We start from the raw sequence: 15,186 nt of genomic DNA, 5'->3' as shown, positions 1-15,186 counted from the left end.
AAAGGGTCCACTGACGTTTCTGGCACAGCACTTTCGTGCCAGCCATTGAGGGGGACGTCATGCGCTTCAAGACCATCGTCGCCATTCTGCAGAACGAACAGGACGCCGAGCGCGTGCTCGACTGCGCCATTCCGCTCGCCGAGCGGTTCGAGAGCCATCTCATCGGCATCCACGCGGAGGCGCTTCCGGTCCCTTACACGTCGGCCACCGGTTTCCCCGATACGGAATTCCTCCAGGTCTCGGCCGAGATGAACAAGGAGCGCGCCGACAAGCTGCAGGCGGTCTTCTTGAGACGCATCGAGGATTCCGGCTTGTCCTTCGAATGGCGCAGCCTGGAAAGCTTCTCCGGCGACAGCGCGCTGACCGGCATATCGAGCGTGCGGGCCGCTGACCTGATCATCGCCGCGCAGCGTGATACGGGTGGCGATCCGGGCGCCGATGTCGACACGCTGGTCTACGACGCCGGCCGGCCGGTGCTGGTCGTTCCGCATGCGGGGCCGCTCGTCACCACCTTCAGGCGCGTGCTGCTTGCCTGGAACGGCAGCAAGGAGGCGGCGCGCGCCGCGTTCGACGCCCTGCCCTTCATCAGCGAGGCGGACAAGACCGACATTCTCGTCATCGATCCGCCGGAGACGCTGGACGAAGCGCCCGAGGCGGCGGGCGCCGAGATTGCGGCTGCCTTGTCCCGCCACGGCGCCAATGTCAGTGTTTCGGTGCAGAAATCGGGCGGAGCCTCCGTCGACGACATCATCCAGGAGAGGATCGCCGAATCCGGTGCCGACCTGCTGGTGCTCGGCGCCTACAGCCACTCCTGGCTGCGCCAGCTTCTGTTCGGCGGTGTCACCCGCACCGTGCTGCGCAGCGCAAACATTGCGGCCTTCCTGTCGAGGTAGGCATGTCTCCCGAAAGTGGGACCGGTTCGGGACAAAAACATGCGTAAAATCAAAAACTTAAAGCGCTCGGAGCGAATCTGAAAGATCGCGACGCGCTTTAAGTCCACAGCCATCGCTGCTGCCACCTTGCCAAGACTGGCGCTTTCCGGCTAATTCCGCCTGCATTCCATCGTGTCTGCGCGCTGCGGCGCGCGCTTACGGAGTGCGCGAACCATGTCCCTTCCCGAAAAAGCCTTCCCGGTCTCCTGGGACCAGTTCCACCGCGATGCCCGCGCGCTTTCCTGGCGGCTGTCCGGCGCCAACAAGGGACAGTGGAAGGCGATCGTCTGCATCACACGCGGCGGCCTGGTGCCCGCCGCCATCATCGCGCGCGAGCTCGGCATCCGGGTCATCGAGACGGTTTGCGTCGCCTCCTATCATGACTACACCAGCCAGGGTCAGTTGCAGGTGTTGAAGGAGATTTCGCCCCCGTTGCTCGCCGATGACGGCGCCGGCGTGCTCATCATCGACGACCTCACCGACACCGGCAAGACGGCGGGCATCGTGCGCGCCATGATGCCGAAGGCGCATTTCGCGACGGTGTACGCCAAGCCGAAAGGCCGGCCGCTGGTCGACACATTCGTCACCGAGGTCAGCCAGGACACCTGGATTTACTTCCCGTGGGACATGGGCTTCACCTACCAGAAGCCGATCGCCGACGATCACGCCGGCTGAGTGGAAGGTATATTTCCAAGGAATCGGCGCGCGAGAGCACGTTCATGCCCTGCAATCGTGCCCGATGAGCACAACTGCTTCGTGAGATCGACTTTTTCCCTCGCGAGTGAAGTTTTTTACTTTTCAAGCCCATAATTCGACGTAGGATTCGTAAGGTGGCAAACGATTCTGGAGGCTGGGGCAGCTTCTGCGATGTTGACGAGGCCGACGACGCACAACCAAATGACCGAAAGAGTCCGGCGGCTCTTCGGCACCGCGCCGTGCCGCCTGCAGGTTGCAGCCTTGCCTTGGCGCGAGAATGAGAACGGCGTCGAGATCATGCTGATCACCAGCCGCGATACCGGGCGTTGGGTGCTGCCGAAAGGGTGGCCGGAAGCCAGGGAGCCGCTATGCGAAGCCGCCGCCCGCGAAGCGGGCGAAGAAGCGGGATTGCACGGCATCGTCTCGCATCTCGAAGCCGGCCGCTATTTCTACGGCAAGGTCCTGGCGTCCGGCGAGGAAGTACCTTGCGAGGTCCTGGTGTTCCCGCTCAAGGTCGACCGCGTTGCCGACCGCTGGAAGGAAAAGCGCGCACGAACCCGCAAATGGGTCGGCTCCTCCGAGGCCGTCCGCATGGTCAACGAGCCCGATCTTTGCCAGATCATTGCCTATTTCTGCGCCGAACCCCATAAATTCGCCTGAAGTCACCGTCATATAATCCCATATACAGCCTAGCAGGCAGGTCGCGCATTGCAGCGTGCGAGGTTCGGTGCTTTGTTGATTGCTGCAGTGCCGATTCGGCTAACGGCGTCGATTGATGACGAACTCCGCTCAACCACTCGAAGAGAACTTCGGCGAACACCGGCGCGAACACCGTCAGCGCGTGCTCAAGGGCGGGACGATCATTACCGGCATCCAGAATTCCGAGGTGAGCTGCACCTTGCGGAACCAGAACGAGGGCGGCGCCGAGCTGAAGGTTGCGCCGGAATCGCGCGTCCCCGATCGTTTCCTGCTCTATGTTCCGGTCGATGGCGTAGCCTATCGGGCAGAGGTCCGCTGGCGCCGCAAGGACCGCGTCGGCGTCAAGTTCACCGGTACCGAACCCAAGCCCAAACTGCATTACGGCTGACAGTCCGCCTGCAAGGCAGGAAGGCACCCGGCCTAAAGCGCGTCGCGATCTTTCAGATTCGCTCCGTGCGCTTTGGGTTTTTCATTTTACGCATGTCTTTGTCCCGAAACCGGTTCCCACTTTCGGGAGACATGCTTTAATTTAAGCCGGGTGCCGTTCACTTCACATGACAAGCCCCTTGGTCAGCTCGAGCGCCTGGCGCTCGAACAGCCGCCGATAGATGCCGCCATTCAGCCGGATCAGCTCGTCATGCGAGCCTTCCTCGATGATGCGGCCGCGGTCGAAGACCAGCAGCCGGTCGAGCGCACGCACGGTAGAAAGCCGGTGCGCGATGACCAATGTCGTGCGCCCGACCATCAACCGCTCCATCGCCTTCTGGATGAGCACCTCCGATTCGGAATCGAGGCTCGAGGTCGCCTCGTCGAGGATCAGGATGCGCGCATCGGCTAGGAAGGCGCGCGCGATCGCCACGCGCTGGCGCTCGCCGCCCGACAGCTTCACGCCGCGCTCGCCGACCAGGGTTCCGTAGCCCTTGGGCAGATTGACGATGAAGTCGTGCGCGCTGGCGAGCTTCGCCGCATGCTCGATCTCGGCCTGGTTGGCGCCAGGCCTGGCATAGGCGATGTTCTCGGCCAGCGACCGGTGGAACAGGATCGGCTCCTGCTGCACGATGGCGATCTGGCTGCGCAGCGATGCCTGCTCAACCTGCGCAATGTCCTGGCCGTCGATCAGGATCCGGCCCGCATTCACGTCATAGAGGCGCTGGATCAGCTTGACGAAGGTCGTCTTGCCAGATCCCGAATGCCCGACCAGTCCGATGCGCTCGCCCGCCGCTATCTCGACCGAGAAGTCGCGATAGAGCGGCAGCCGATGATTGCCGTAGTGGAACGTCACCCTGTCGAAGGCGATACGGCCATCGGTGATCCTGATCGGCCTGGCGCCTCGCCGATCCTCGATGCCGAGCGGTTCGGACTGGAAGTCGACCAGTTCCTCCATGTCGTTGATCGAGCGCTGCAGGTTGCGGATATGCGTGCCGATATCGCGCAGATAGCCCTGCAGGACGAAGAACGACGTCAGCACGAAGGCGATGTCGCCGGCACTTGCCTCGCCCCACGTCCAAAGCATGAGCGCCAGGCCGATCACCGCGGCCCGCATCAAGAGCAGCATCGCCCCTTGCGTGGTGCCGTTGAGCGTGCCGCGCATCCAAGTGCGGCCGGTGCGCAGGCGCCATTTGGCCACGACCGTGGCAAGGCGTGCCTCCTCGCGGGTCTCGGCGCCGAAACCCTTGACCACCGCGTTGCAGCTCACTGCGTCGGCCAGCGCGCCGCCGAGGCGCGTGTCCCAGCTGTTGGCAAGACGTGCCGCCGGCGCGACATAGCCTAGCGACAGCATCGCGGTGACGGCAATGAAAAGCACCGAGCCGATGGCGACCACCAATCCCATCATCGGCCAGAACCAGCCGAGCAGCAGCGTCGATCCGACCAGCATGACAACCGACGGAAGCAGCGCGATCAGGATCGTGTCGTTGAGCAGGTCGAGCGCCCACATGCCGCGCGTGATCTTGCGCACGGTCGAGCCGGCGAAGCTGTTGGCATGCCAATCGGTCGAAAAGCGCTGCACGCGGTGGAAGGCGTCGGCGGCGATGTCCGACATCATCTTCAACGTCAGTTCGACGATCCCTAGGAAGGCGGCGTTGCGCAGCACGACGCTGGCCAGCGCCAGCGCGATCAGGATGGAGAACGCCGTCATTGCGGCTTGCCAGGCGACCTCATCGGCGCCGGCGCTGCTGGCGACCGCGTCGACCAGCCGCCCCGAGTAGAGCGGTGTCAGCACGTCGGCGAGCGTCGACAGCAGGAATGCGCCCATGATGAGCGACAGCCGCCACGGCTGCCGGCGCCAGTGGCCGAACGTAAAGCCGAGCACGCTGCGAAAGGCGCTGGCGCGCAGATCGATCTTGAAACGAGCCATGATATCATCCGGGCGCGAACGTGCCCGGTCCCGGCAAGGTCAAATTGGAAAAACCCGCGTAGCGCCACGGCGCCAAGAGAATGCGGAGGTTCAGTATGGCTGGCCGCTCCCCTTCAGGCGGCGACCTGCAGCGGCAAAAGCCTCGCCTACGTCCTGCCTTGCTCCGAAAGGCCTTCGGAGTGGCGCAGACCTAGGCTTCGCGGCCTCGCATAACGATGTCAAATCCTGCCATACGGTCCTCCCGATAGGGAATCGCGGAGAGGCTCTTATAGAGGTGGCCCACTACCTCGCCAAGGCAGGCTGTCCCCAAAACAACATCTGGTCCAAGCACTGGTACTATTTGCAACAACGGCGGGTTGTGGCGATCCTGCACATTCAGGCTGCGGGATTGCGCTCCAGTCGCATATAGCGCCCGTCGGTCTCGAACCCGAACTTCTGATAGAGGCTGTGGGCGTCGTTGGTCGAGAGGCTCCAGTGAGACACGGTCTTCAGGTCTGGATGGTCGATGAGCGCCTGCACGAGCCGCCTGCCGATGCCTCGTCCGCGATGCTCCGGCCAGATGATGACGTCGGCGAGGTAGGCAAAGACCGTATAGTCGGTGATCGCGCGGGCGAAGCCGACCTGCTTTCTATCGATATAGGCGCCGACGCAAAGCGAGTTGGCGAAGGCCCGATGATGCGCCTCATCGCTGCGCGGGCTCCCCCAATAGCTCGCCATCAAACGGTCGGAAGTCGCCCGGAAATCGATCCGCGACTGGTCGAAACTGATTTCAACGTCAGGCATGGCTAAGCTGATGGCTGGGGTCCGCTAGCCGCGATCCCGAAACCGGTTGGTGATCGGGTAGCGGCGGTCGCGGCCGAAATTCTTCCTGGTGATCTTCACGCCGGGTGCCGCCTGCCGGCGCTTGTACTCGGCGATGTAGAGCAGATGCTCGACACGGTTGACCGTTGCACGGTCATGGCCGCGCGCGACGATATCGTCGACGCTCATCTCGTTCTCGACCAGGCATTCGAGGATGTCGTCCAACACCGGATAGGGCGGCAGCGAATCCTGGTCGGTCTGGTTCTCGCGCAGTTCGGCCGACGGCGCCTTGTCGATGATGTTCTTCGGGATCACCTCGCCCGACGGGCCGAGCGCGCCGGGCGGCACATGGCTGTTGCGCCATCGCGAGAGCGTATAGACTTGCATCTTGTAGAGGTCCTTGATCGGATTGAAGCCGCCGTTCATGTCGCCATAGAGCGTGGCGTAGCCGACCGACATCTCGCTCTTGTTGCCTGTCGTGACCACCATCGAGCCGAATTTGTTGGAGATCGCCATCAGGATCGTGCCGCGCGCCCGGCTCTGCAGGTTCTCCTCGGTGATGCCTTCTTGGGTGCCTTCGAAAAGCTGGGTGAGCGCATGCCTGAAACCTTCGACCGGCTCGAAGATCGGCACGATATCGTAGCGGCAGCCGAGCGCCCGGGCGCAGTCCTCGGCATCCTTCAGCGAGTCTTTCGACGTATACCGATAGGGCATCATGACCGTGCGCAGCCGCTCCTCGCCGAGCGCGTCGACGGCCAATGCGGCGCAGATGGCGGAGTCGATGCCGCCGGAGAGGCCGAGCACCACGTTCTTGAAGCCGTTCTTGTTGACGTAGTCGCGCAGGCCGAGCATGCAGGCGCGGTAGTCGGCCTCTTCCCGCTCGGGGATTTTCGACATCGGCCCTTCCGAGCAGACCCAGTGATCGGAATTATTTGCATTTTGCGCGCCTGCGGCGACTCGGCTTCTCTTCCAGGTGGTGACGGCGACCGCGTCCTCGAACTGGCTCATCTGGAATGCGAGCGTCTTGTCGGCGCCGATGGCAAACGAGGCGCCGTCGAAGATCAGCTCATCCTGGCCGCCGAGCTGGTTGGCATAGATCATCGGCAAACCGGTTTCGATGACCTGGCGAATGACGACCTGGTGACGGACGTCGATTTTGGCGCGATAGTAGGGCGAGCCGTTCGGCACCAATAGGATCTCTGCGCCGCTTTCGGCCAGCGTCTCGCAGACGGCGATGTCGCCCCAGATGTCCTCGCAGATCGGAATGCCCAGCCGCACGCCGCGGAAATTGACCGGCCCCTGCAGTTCCGGCCCGGCCTGGAAGACGCGCTTCTCGTCGAACTCGCCATAGTTCGGCAAGTCGAGCTTGTAACGCTCGGCGATGATCTTGCCGCCATCGGCGAAGACGATCGAATTATGCGTGCCGCTCTTGCGCTTGAGCGGTGTGCCGATGATGACGCCCGGACCGCCATCGGCCGTGTCCTTGGCAATATCTTGCGCTGCCTTTTCGCAGGCTTTCAGGAAGGCCGGCTTGAGCACCAGGTCTTCCGGCGGATAGCCGGCAAGGAAGAGCTCGGTATAGAGCACGAGGTCGGCGCCTTGACGGGCCGCATCGGCCCTCGCCTCGCGCGCCTTGGCGAGATTGCCGGCGACATCACCGACCGTCGGATTGAGCTGGGCGACGGCGATGCGCAGGATGTCTGGAGCGGTCTGGGTCATGAAGTGGATTTAGCGTGGCGGAAATCGCCCCGCAATGGCGAACGCTTGTGCCAATAGGATCGATCGCAGATCGTATCCCGATCGATCGCAGATCGCATCCCGATCGATCGGGATCGTATCACCGCCGATCGCGCTCACCGGCCGCTCAGGCCTAGTCGTTCATATATTCGCTTAGGGCTTCGACCGATCGGTTCTCGCCGATCGACATCGCCAGTATGCGCGAGATGTGCCGACGCGGCAGCCCCGTCTCCGCCGACCATTGGTTGATCTGGGCCTGGATCTTGTCGAGATCCCGCTTCGAGGTCGGGCTTTCGGCGATGTCGAGGCCGGCGTCGCGCAACGCGGCCGCCATGTCGGCCGAGACGACAAACGTGTCCCACTCCAGCCAGCGCAGGAAATACTGGCCGGTATTGCCGCCCAGCCGGCTGCCATGCTTGGCGAGGTAGGCGGTCAGCCCGACCTGATCGTCGGCAGGCCACTTGGCGACGAATTTGCCGAAGCTGCCGTGCTCCTTCGACACCCGATCGACGAAGCCGGCATTGTCGCGCACGGATTTGATCTTCTGCGGATTGCGCACGATGCGCTTGTCGGAGGCGAGCTCGTGCCAGAAATCGTCCGGCTGGAACAGGAGCCGCTTCGGCTCGAAGCCGAGGAACGCCTCCTCGAAGCCCGGCCATTTCTGCTCGATGACGCGCCAGACGAAGCCGGCGGCAAAGATCCGCTCGGCCATGGTGGACAGGATGCGGTCGTCGGGGATTTCCGCCACGGCCTGATTGTCGGGCATCGGTCCAAGCAGCGACGCCAGAGCCTCTTCACCGCCCTTGCGCTTTGCCGCCCGGGCACGAATCTTCTGGAAATCGGCCATCCCTGTCCCCGCCTGTTCCGGCCAATCTATCACTTCCCGTCCGGACCGGTAGCCTCTACCTCTATGAGCAATTCCAGGAAAAGTGCGTCGCGGTTTTCCGTCCGGAATTGTGTGGAAACAAATATGCGGACCTGACGGATGGAGGGATCATGAACAAGACGATCGACGATCTGGCGAATCGCTGGCTGAAGCGGAAACCCGACGGTCTCACGGCCTTGGAGAGCCGCGTTCTGCAAAGCGCGCTCGACCGCACCACGGTTACGCGGGACACCAACAAGGCCGTTGCCTTCCACCAGACCTATGGCGATCGCATCGCCGACTCCATCGCCCGGATCGGCGGCTCATGGTCCTTCATCCTAGGCTTCATCGCCTTTCTGGTCCTGTGGACCTCCGGCAATGTCTGGCTTCTCACGCGCGACGCCTTCGACCCGTATCCCTTTATCTTCCTGAACCTCGTGCTCTCCATGGTCGCCGCCCTGCAGGCCCCAGTGATCATGATGTCGCAGAACCGCCAGACCGAGCGCGACCGCATCGACGCCGCGCACGACTACGAGGTCAACCTGAAGGCGGAGATCGAGATCATGGCCCTGCATGAGAAGCTCGATGAGCTGCGCCACAGCGAGATCATCGGCATGCGCGACGAGATCCTGCGCATGGCCGAGCAGATCAGACGGATCGACGAGAAGCTGTCGGCACGGTCGGCAGACTGATGACCGAGGCCATCCACCGTCTCATCGAGCAATACGGGCTGGTCGCGGTCTTCCTGGGCTGCGTCGCCGAGGGCGAAAGCGCCGCCATCCTTGGCGGCTTCTTCGCGCATCAGCAGATATTCGTGCTCTGGCAGGCTTTCGTGGCAGCCTTTCTCGGCGCCTTCGCCGGCGACACGTTCTTCTTCACCCTCGGCCGCAGTTTTGCCGATCACCCCTATGTCGTCAGGCTGCGCAAGCGGCCCGGTTTCCGGCGCGCCTACCGGCTGCTGAACACCCATCCCAACATCTTCGTGCTGACCAACCGCTACGTCTACGGGATGCGCCTTGTCGGCGGCATCGCCGCCGGGCTGTCGACCGTTTCGGTGTCGCGCTTTGTCATCCTGAACGCCATCTCGTCGGCGGTCTGGGCGGCCCTGTTCGGCACCGTCGGCTACGTCTTCGGATTGGGCGCGGAGCGCATGGTCGGCCAGGCGTTCGCCCGTCACGAGCGCCTGCTGATTGCGCTGGCCGTTGGTCTCGGGGTGGCGATCCTTGCCTTGCTGGTCGCCCACCACTTTGCCCGAAGGGAACGCGTCAAGGACGCGAGCAATAATCAGGCAAATCGCTGATCAGAGGGCAGCGCCTATGATCAGATCGGCACCCCTGCGATGCGCTCGATGACAGCGATGACCCATACACCGGCGGCAATCAGGATCGAAATCAGCACGGCGAGCGAGCCGCAGTCCTTGGCGAGCTGTATGTCGATATGGAACTCGCGGGAGATGGCGTCGCACGCCGCCTCGAGGCCGGTGTTGATCACCTCGACCACGATCAGGAGCAGAACCGCGCCGATCAGCAAGGCATAGCCGCGCCAGGATACCGAGATGAACCAGCCGGCCGGCAGGGCGAGCGCCAGGAGCATCAGCTCCTGCTGAAATGCTGTTTCGCTGGCCGCCAGCCTGCGGAAGGCCCGCACTGAATTGATAAAAGCGTCGATCAGCCGCTGCATGCCCAGCCCCGTTTCGAATCACAGTCAGGGGGGATATCGCAACGTCCAGATCAAGGGAATAAGACAGCCGCCGCAAAAATCATTCGTCCGCGACCTTTATCGATGGCGTCGACTTCTCGAACTGCGGCAATCCGTCGTCGATCGCGTAGTAATCTCCCTTGTCGCCGACAAATATATGGCTCTCGGCCGACAGACCGCTCGGCCTGTCGAACGAACCTGCCATGATCGAGATGGTATCCAGTTCGTTGTGCTTCCAGAACAGCACCGAGCCGCAACTGCGGCAGAAGCCACGTTTCGCAACGTCGGAGGCACCATACCAGGTGAGCGCATCGGCTCCGTCTATGTCGATATCGGCATCCTTCGAGGACGTCGCGGCAACGAAATGGCCGGTCTGCTTGCGGCATTGCGAGCAATGGCAATAGACCACACCGCGCAAAGGACCCCTCGTCCTGAAGCGCACAGCTCCGCACAGGCACGATCCACTGTGATTTCCATCCATCCCAGCCTCCTCTGACATCCCTTGTCTCGATCGTTGCCGGACAGAATTCCAGCTTTCCGGTCGCCGGGCGCAGGCAAATGCGACACCGAAAAGCCGCGTTTCAAAAGCCATGTCCGCTCCGGATTGCAGCCTGTGGTAGCAGAGAGGATGAGGAAATGCAGGCCATTAAGGAAACTTTAGCGCAACTGCATCTATGATTCCTGCAAGCGAAGGTCGTGTTGGGGACACGCCCTCGCATCATGATTCCGATTCAATCCCCGCGTGGGCGACTCCCGGTGGTGGCAGGTCTCCGGTCGCACTGAAGGGTAGTGAACAGACTATGCAGCCGGCAGCCGTCCCGACCGACAGGAATAGCGACATCGCCAGCGCCGTTGTGGCGACCATGCGCCAGCTTGGCGTGCTCGGGCTGCCGCGCAACTACGAGATCTTCTACGAGGCGCTGAGCGGCAGCAATCACGAGCTCAGCCTTGCCGTCGTCTCGCTGAGCAACCGGCCGACGCAGGAGGACCTCGACCACATCGGGCGCACTTTCTTCCCGCAGAACCACGGTCCTGCCATCGTCGAGCACGCCCGCGAGATGGTCGCCAAGGAGCTCGAGGACATCGCCGCGCTGTTGCGCAGCGAGCGCACGCATATCGAGAAATACGGCCGCATCCTTGACGAGACGTCGAGCGGCTTGAGCAATCGCAGCCTGCTTTCCCAGGACCTGCTCCAGAAGATTGCCGGCGCCATGTCGGTCGCTACCAGCTCGACACTGGATCACAACCGCCAGGTTGCCGGCACGCTCAGCGAAAAGACGGCCGAGCTCGAGAGCGTCAAGTCGAAGCTCGAGGAATACAAGCGGCTCGCCGATACCGATCCGCTGACGCAGATCTGGAATCGCCGCGCCTTCGACAAGGAAATCACCCGCATCTACAACAGCAACCGCGGTATCCTGTTCAATGCGCTGATCCTTGCTGACATCGATCGCTTCAAGGACATCAACGACCGTTACGGCCACCCGGTCGGCGATAGGATCATCCAGATCGTCGCCGAGATCTTTCAAACCAGCATCCGCGCCGACATGTTCGTGGCCCGTACCGGCGGCGAGGAGTTCGCGCTCATCGTCGAAGGCGCCAGCGAGGACGCCACTTACCAGGTCGCCGAGCGCATCCGCGTGCTGATCGAACAGACCCCGTTCACCAGCAGCCAAACCGGCATGAACTACGGCACGGTGACCGTGTCCATGGGCATCTGCATGGCCTCCGAGGCCGACAGCCCCGAAGACCTCTACACCAAGGCCGACCGCGCGCTCTACCGCTCCAAAGTCAGCGGCCGCAACCGCGTGACCAGGCATTCCACCATGGCCGGCCGTGCCGGCAAGGGTTGGCTGCTCTACAAGAAAGACTGATCTCCCTGCCCCTTTCCAAATGAATTTTTGTGGCCTATATTTTCTACAGAAATGAAAGAAGGGTGCGCTAAATGCAACGTCCGGTCGCTGCCGCGCCGGCGGCGGAGAATGCCGTCATCACCAAGGCCACGCTGCGCGCGGCCGACCTGCTCGACATCACAGCGAGAACGCTGGCGCTGGTCATCGGCGTCTCGGAAGCGACCGTCTCGCGCATGCGCAAGCAGGAATTCCTGCTCGAGCGCGGCACCAAGCCGTTCGAGCTTGCGGTGCTGTTCGTCCGGCTGTTCCGGTCGCTCGACGCCATCGTCGGCGGCGACGAGACCGTCGCCCGGGCATGGCTGAAGAACCCGAACACGGCGCTCGACGGCATGCCGCTCGAAAAGATCCTGACCATTGCCGGACTTGTCGATGTCATCGCCTACCTGGACTCCCGACGCGCTCTCGTCTGAGGCCGTCAGGCTCGAAGGCAAGTATTGGCGGATGGTCGAGGCGCAACACCGCGTCTCGACGCTGAAGCTTGTCGACACGCTCGACGAGCAGGGCCTGCTGGAGGACCTCATCGAGGAGACCAAGCCGCGGATCCCGCTCGAATGCCGACATCTTCATTATCTGCTGGCGACGCCCTTCCGCTATGGTTCTATCTATCCGTACGGCTCGCGCTTTCGCCGCGCGGGCAAGACGAAAGGCGTCTACTACGCCGCCGAGACGGTGCTGACGGCGGTGACGGAAATGGCCTTCTACCGCCTGCTGTTCTTCGCTGAATCGCCGCAGACGCAATGGCCGAACGACGCGGCCGAATATACCGCCTTTGCCGCGGCGATCAAATGCGAGAAGGCTGTCGACCTCACCCGGCCACCGCTCGACCGCGAAGAGAAGGCGTGGACGCATCCGACCGACTATGCCGCATGCCAGGCCATTGCAGACGTCGCGCGCGAGGCCGAGATGCAGGCGATCCGTTACCGCTCGGCACGCGACCTGAAAGGCGCCAACATCGCGCTTCTGACGTGCAGGGGTTTTGCCAAGGCCAAGCCGCTGGAGCCTCACACCTGGCGCATCCGCATCGGCTCGCTCGGCGTCCAGGCGATCTGCGAATTCCCGGACAAGCGGCTCGAGTTCTCGCGCACCGCTTTTGCCGATCCAAGGCTGGCGAACATGCGCTGGGAGCGCGCACGTTAAGCTAAAATGTTCACCGCACGCGCCGCCACCAGCGCGATCGTCAGCAATGAGATCATCGCCTCGGCCATCATCAAGAGCTTGGCGCGCTGGCTGAGCGGCAAGGTGTCGGTCGGCGAGAATGCCGTCGCGTTGGTGAAGGCGAGGAACACGTAGTCGACGAAGCCGGGCAGCCAGTCTCGGGTTTCGCGATCGGGCAGCGTCATCTGCGGGAACAGGAAATCGGCATGCGCGCGCTTGACCAGGCCGCAGGTCGGCGGGCCGCCGCGATCGGTGCTCCAGAACCATAGCGCGAAGACGATGACGTTGGTGACCCAGATGTTCAGCGCATCGACGAGCAGCGTCGTGCCGGCGCCGGCATGGCCCTCGAGCAGCTTCTGGACCAGAAAGACCAGCGAGCCGCAATTCATGATGCTGATGACGCCGGTCATCACCAAGGCGGTGCGGCGAATGAAGACGCGAAACCGGCCGATCGCGTACCAATGTTCGTGGTCGACGGCGTTCTGCGTCGCCATTTGCGTCCAGGCCGTCGCGATCGACAAAGGCACGAGAAGTGCGGCCTCGATCACGGGAGCCAGCCAGCGCGGACCGAACGACAGATCGTTGATGACCAGAAGCTGCAGGCAGATGACGACGAGCACCGCCGCGCGAGCCGACCAGAAATCGATCGCGCGATGATGAATGATGGCGTGCTGGTGACGCATGGCGGAACCTGTATCGTGCGCGCCGCCTCTCGGCCGCGGCGGCGACACCTCCACCTCAATCTTGGTCTTGCGATGGTCGCGTAACTATAAATTTTCGTAAGGTTTGCCGGACGATGCCCGGTAGGTCCGGCCTGTGGTGAAAGAGCGCCGGATTTGCTCCGGCGCTCGCTTCAATCGCAGCAGACAGCTCAGGCGCTGGCAGCCTGCTTGTGCTGAACGGTATGGCTTTTCTTGAGCAGGTCCGAGACCAGGAAGGCGAGCTCAATCGCCTGGTCGGCGTTGAGGCGCGGATCGCAATGGGTGTGGTAGCGGTCCTGCAGGTCTTCAGCCGTGATGGCGCGAGCGCCGCCGGTGCATTCGGTGACGTTCTTGCCGGTCATCTCGACATGGATGCCACCCGGATGCGTGCCCTCGGCGTGGTGAACCTCGAAGAAGGTCTGCACTTCCTTGAGAATGCGGTCGAAGGGCCGCGTCTTGTAGCCGGCCGCCTCGATCGTGTTGCCGTGCATCGGGTCGGACGACCACACGACGTTTCGCCCCTCCTTCTTCACGGCCCGCACCAGTTTCGGCAGATGCTCGGCCACCTTGTCGGAGCCGAAGCGCGCGATCAACGTCAGCCGGCCAGGCTCATTCTCGGGGTTGAGCAGGTCGATGAGTTCCAGCAAGCCGTCCGGCGTCAGCGACGGACCGCATTTCAGGCCGAGCGGGTTCTTGATGCCGCGGCAATATTCGACATGCGCATGGTCGGGCTGGCGGGTGCGGTCACCGATCCAGATCATGTGGCCAGAGGTCGCGTACCAATCGCCGGAGGTCGAGTCGACGCGGGTCAACGCCTCCTCGTAGCCGAGCAGAAGCGCCTCGTGGCTGGTATAGAAATCGGTCTCGCGCAGCGCGAAATTGGTTTCCGACGTGATGCCGACCGCGCGCATGAAATCCATCGTCTCGGTGATGCGATTGGCCAGCGACTCGTATTTCTCGCCCTGCGGGCTGTCGGCGACGAAGCCCAGCATCCAGCGATGCACGTTCTCCAGGCTGGCATAGCCGCCCTGCGCGAAGGCGCGCAGCAGATTGAGCGTCGCCGCCGACTGGCGGTACGCCATCTCCTGTCGCGCCGGATCCGGGATGCGCGAGGAAGCGTCGAATTCTATGCCATTGATGATGTCGCCACGATAGCTCGGCAGCGTCACGCCGGCCTTGGTCTCGTTGTCGGAAGAGCGCGGCTTGGCGAACTGGCCGGCGACGCGGCCGACCTTCACCACCGGCTGTGCGCCGGCGAAGGTGAGCACCACCGACATCTGCAGGAAGACGCGGAAGAAGTCGCGGATGTTGTCGGCGCCGTGCTCGGCAAAGCTTTCGGCGCAGTCGCCGCCCTGGAGCAGGAAGGCTTCGCCGGCGGCGACCGCCGCCAGTTGCTTCGTCAGCTTGCGCGCCTCACCGGCAAAGACCAGCGGCGGATAGGTGGAGAGCCGCGCTTCCGTGACCTGCAGCGCCCCAAGGTCCGGATAGGCCGGAACCTGCTTGATCGGCTTTGCTCTCCATGAGTTCGGCGACCATTTCGTCATCGATGCACCCAAACGCCCTTCCAGAGCAACTCCCGGAATGTGAACGGTTTCCGTCCGGAATTGCTTCAAAAAACAGATGAGCAGGCACCCTC

17 protein-coding genes are annotated in these 15,186 nt (G+C 62.9%); 9 read left to right on the top strand and 8 right to left on the bottom strand.

The features are described from left to right. Nucleotides 1–59: 59 nt before the first annotated feature. The 4 genes from RFM40_RS15650 to RFM40_RS15635 all read left to right on the top strand — a co-directional run bounded on the left by RFM40_RS15650 (nucleotide 60) and on the right by RFM40_RS15635 (nucleotide 2,715). A complete protein-coding gene (locus RFM40_RS15650; protein ID WP_320218952.1) occupies nucleotides 60–893 on the top strand; it encodes a universal stress protein in 834 nt (277 codons plus the stop codon). Nucleotides 894–1,106: 213 nt separating this feature from the next. Then, complete coding sequence (gpt, locus tag RFM40_RS15645) at nucleotides 1,107–1,607, top strand: xanthine phosphoribosyltransferase (RefSeq protein WP_095765134.1); 501 nt, start codon at nucleotides 1,107–1,109, stop codon at nucleotides 1,605–1,607. 192 nt (nucleotides 1,608–1,799) lie between these two features. Beyond that, nucleotides 1,800–2,288, top strand: coding sequence for an NUDIX hydrolase (locus tag RFM40_RS15640; protein ID WP_320277781.1), 489 nt, complete (start codon nucleotides 1,800–1,802; stop codon nucleotides 2,286–2,288). Between the two features lie 115 nt (nucleotides 2,289–2,403). After that, complete coding sequence (locus RFM40_RS15635; RefSeq protein ID WP_320277780.1) at nucleotides 2,404–2,715, top strand: PilZ domain-containing protein; 312 nt, start codon at nucleotides 2,404–2,406, stop codon at nucleotides 2,713–2,715. 162 nt (nucleotides 2,716–2,877) lie between these two features. Here the strand turns inward: RFM40_RS15635 and RFM40_RS15630 are convergent, their stop codons facing one another. The 4 genes from RFM40_RS15630 to RFM40_RS15615 all read right to left on the bottom strand — a co-directional run bounded on the left by RFM40_RS15630 (nucleotide 2,878) and on the right by RFM40_RS15615 (nucleotide 8,068). After that, the gene (locus RFM40_RS15630) at nucleotides 2,878–4,683 is read right to left on the bottom strand and encodes an ABC transporter ATP-binding protein (RefSeq protein ID WP_320277779.1); all 1,806 of its coding nucleotides are present in this window, start codon (nucleotides 4,681–4,683) and stop codon (nucleotides 2,878–2,880) included. 375 nt (nucleotides 4,684–5,058) lie between these two features. Next, entirely contained in the window at nucleotides 5,059–5,466 is a 408-nt protein-coding gene (locus RFM40_RS15625; RefSeq protein ID WP_320277778.1) for a GNAT family N-acetyltransferase, read from the bottom strand. A 24-nt stretch (nucleotides 5,467–5,490) separates the two neighbouring features. Next, the gene (locus RFM40_RS15620) at nucleotides 5,491–7,203 is read right to left on the bottom strand and encodes an NAD+ synthase (protein WP_320227300.1); all 1,713 of its coding nucleotides are present in this window, start codon (nucleotides 7,201–7,203) and stop codon (nucleotides 5,491–5,493) included. Between the two features lie 151 nt (nucleotides 7,204–7,354). Then, nucleotides 7,355–8,068 carry a DNA-3-methyladenine glycosylase I gene (locus RFM40_RS15615; protein WP_320227301.1) on the bottom strand — a complete coding sequence of 238 codons (714 nt, stop codon included), beginning with the start codon at nucleotides 8,066–8,068 and terminating at the stop codon, nucleotides 7,355–7,357. A 149-nt stretch (nucleotides 8,069–8,217) separates the two neighbouring features. Here RFM40_RS15615 and RFM40_RS15610 point away from each other — a divergent pair, with 149 nt between their 5' ends. Together RFM40_RS15610 and RFM40_RS15605 are read left to right on the top strand one after the other, a co-directional pair. Then, nucleotides 8,218–8,778 (top strand): DUF1003 domain-containing protein, encoded by a 561-nt coding sequence (locus RFM40_RS15610; RefSeq protein WP_320277777.1) that lies wholly within the window; start codon nucleotides 8,218–8,220, stop codon nucleotides 8,776–8,778. Next, nucleotides 8,778–9,386, top strand: coding sequence for a DedA family protein (locus RFM40_RS15605; protein ID WP_320277776.1), 609 nt, complete (start codon nucleotides 8,778–8,780; stop codon nucleotides 9,384–9,386). The genes RFM40_RS15610 and RFM40_RS15605 overlap by 1 nt, the downstream gene beginning before the upstream one ends. Before the next feature lie 20 nt (nucleotides 9,387–9,406). Here the strand turns inward: RFM40_RS15605 and RFM40_RS15600 are convergent, their stop codons facing one another. Next, entirely contained in the window at nucleotides 9,407–9,766 is a 360-nt protein-coding gene (locus tag RFM40_RS15600; protein WP_320227304.1) for a diacylglycerol kinase, read from the bottom strand. 79 nt (nucleotides 9,767–9,845) lie between these two features. Further along, the gene (locus RFM40_RS15595) at nucleotides 9,846–10,265 is read right to left on the bottom strand and encodes a GFA family protein (protein ID WP_320275191.1); all 420 of its coding nucleotides are present in this window, start codon (nucleotides 10,263–10,265) and stop codon (nucleotides 9,846–9,848) included. 319 nt (nucleotides 10,266–10,584) lie between these two features. Between RFM40_RS15595 and RFM40_RS15590 the strand changes: the two genes are divergently transcribed. From RFM40_RS15590 to RFM40_RS15580, 3 genes are all read left to right on the top strand, one after another. Further along, nucleotides 10,585–11,655 (top strand): GGDEF domain-containing protein, encoded by a 1,071-nt coding sequence (locus RFM40_RS15590; RefSeq protein ID WP_320277775.1) that lies wholly within the window; start codon nucleotides 10,585–10,587, stop codon nucleotides 11,653–11,655. 71 nt (nucleotides 11,656–11,726) lie between these two features. Then, nucleotides 11,727–12,104 (top strand): antitoxin Xre/MbcA/ParS toxin-binding domain-containing protein, encoded by a 378-nt coding sequence (locus RFM40_RS15585; protein ID WP_320227307.1) that lies wholly within the window; start codon nucleotides 11,727–11,729, stop codon nucleotides 12,102–12,104. Next, nucleotides 12,064–12,831 carry an RES family NAD+ phosphorylase gene (locus RFM40_RS15580; protein ID WP_320227308.1) on the top strand — a complete coding sequence of 256 codons (768 nt, stop codon included), beginning with the start codon at nucleotides 12,064–12,066 and terminating at the stop codon, nucleotides 12,829–12,831. Before RFM40_RS15585 ends, RFM40_RS15580 begins: the two co-directional genes overlap by 41 nt. On the opposite strand, the gene RFM40_RS15575 is transcribed toward RFM40_RS15580, so the two are convergent. Further along, on the bottom strand, nucleotides 12,828–13,532 hold the full coding sequence (locus tag RFM40_RS15575; RefSeq protein ID WP_320227309.1) for a hypothetical protein: 705 nt from the start codon (nucleotides 13,530–13,532) through the stop codon (nucleotides 12,828–12,830). The two genes, RFM40_RS15580 and RFM40_RS15575, sit on opposite strands and share 4 nt — an antisense overlap. A gap of 188 nt (nucleotides 13,533–13,720) precedes the next feature. After that, complete coding sequence (locus tag RFM40_RS15570; RefSeq protein WP_320227310.1) at nucleotides 13,721–15,094, bottom strand: class II 3-deoxy-7-phosphoheptulonate synthase; 1,374 nt, start codon at nucleotides 15,092–15,094, stop codon at nucleotides 13,721–13,723. Nucleotides 15,095–15,186: the final 92 nt, after the last annotated feature.

The sequence above is a fragment of the Mesorhizobium captivum genome (genome assembly GCF_033977165.1).
Lineage (GTDB): Bacteria > Pseudomonadota > Alphaproteobacteria > Rhizobiales > Rhizobiaceae > Mesorhizobium > Mesorhizobium captivum.
This window is presented reverse-complemented; position numbering and strand designations above follow the sequence as displayed.

Coding starts and splice junctions, on each gene's coding strand:
- RFM40_RS15650 (WP_320218952.1), top strand. CDS start 60: ATGCGCTTCAAGACCATCGTCGCCATTCTGCAGAACGAACAGGACGCC.
- gpt (WP_095765134.1), top strand. CDS start 1,107: ATGTCCCTTCCCGAAAAAGCCTTCCCGGTCTCCTGGGACCAGTTCCAC.
- RFM40_RS15640 (WP_320277781.1), top strand. CDS start 1,800: ATGTTGACGAGGCCGACGACGCACAACCAAATGACCGAAAGAGTCCGG.
- RFM40_RS15635 (WP_320277780.1), top strand. CDS start 2,404: ATGACGAACTCCGCTCAACCACTCGAAGAGAACTTCGGCGAACACCGG.
- RFM40_RS15630 (WP_320277779.1), bottom strand. CDS start 4,683: ATGGCTCGTTTCAAGATCGATCTGCGCGCCAGCGCCTTTCGCAGCGTG.
- RFM40_RS15625 (WP_320277778.1), bottom strand. CDS start 5,466: ATGCCTGACGTTGAAATCAGTTTCGACCAGTCGCGGATCGATTTCCGG.
- RFM40_RS15620 (WP_320227300.1), bottom strand. CDS start 7,203: ATGACCCAGACCGCTCCAGACATCCTGCGCATCGCCGTCGCCCAGCTC.
- RFM40_RS15615 (WP_320227301.1), bottom strand. CDS start 8,068: ATGGCCGATTTCCAGAAGATTCGTGCCCGGGCGGCAAAGCGCAAGGGC.
- RFM40_RS15610 (WP_320277777.1), top strand. CDS start 8,218: ATGAACAAGACGATCGACGATCTGGCGAATCGCTGGCTGAAGCGGAAA.
- RFM40_RS15605 (WP_320277776.1), top strand. CDS start 8,778: ATGACCGAGGCCATCCACCGTCTCATCGAGCAATACGGGCTGGTCGCG.
- RFM40_RS15600 (WP_320227304.1), bottom strand. CDS start 9,766: ATGCAGCGGCTGATCGACGCTTTTATCAATTCAGTGCGGGCCTTCCGC.
- RFM40_RS15595 (WP_320275191.1), bottom strand. CDS start 10,265: ATGGATGGAAATCACAGTGGATCGTGCCTGTGCGGAGCTGTGCGCTTC.
- RFM40_RS15590 (WP_320277775.1), top strand. CDS start 10,585: ATGCAGCCGGCAGCCGTCCCGACCGACAGGAATAGCGACATCGCCAGC.
- RFM40_RS15585 (WP_320227307.1), top strand. CDS start 11,727: ATGCAACGTCCGGTCGCTGCCGCGCCGGCGGCGGAGAATGCCGTCATC.
- RFM40_RS15580 (WP_320227308.1), top strand. CDS start 12,064: ATGTCATCGCCTACCTGGACTCCCGACGCGCTCTCGTCTGAGGCCGTC.
- RFM40_RS15575 (WP_320227309.1), bottom strand. CDS start 13,532: ATGCGTCACCAGCACGCCATCATTCATCATCGCGCGATCGATTTCTGG.
- RFM40_RS15570 (WP_320227310.1), bottom strand. CDS start 15,094: ATGACGAAATGGTCGCCGAACTCATGGAGAGCAAAGCCGATCAAGCAG.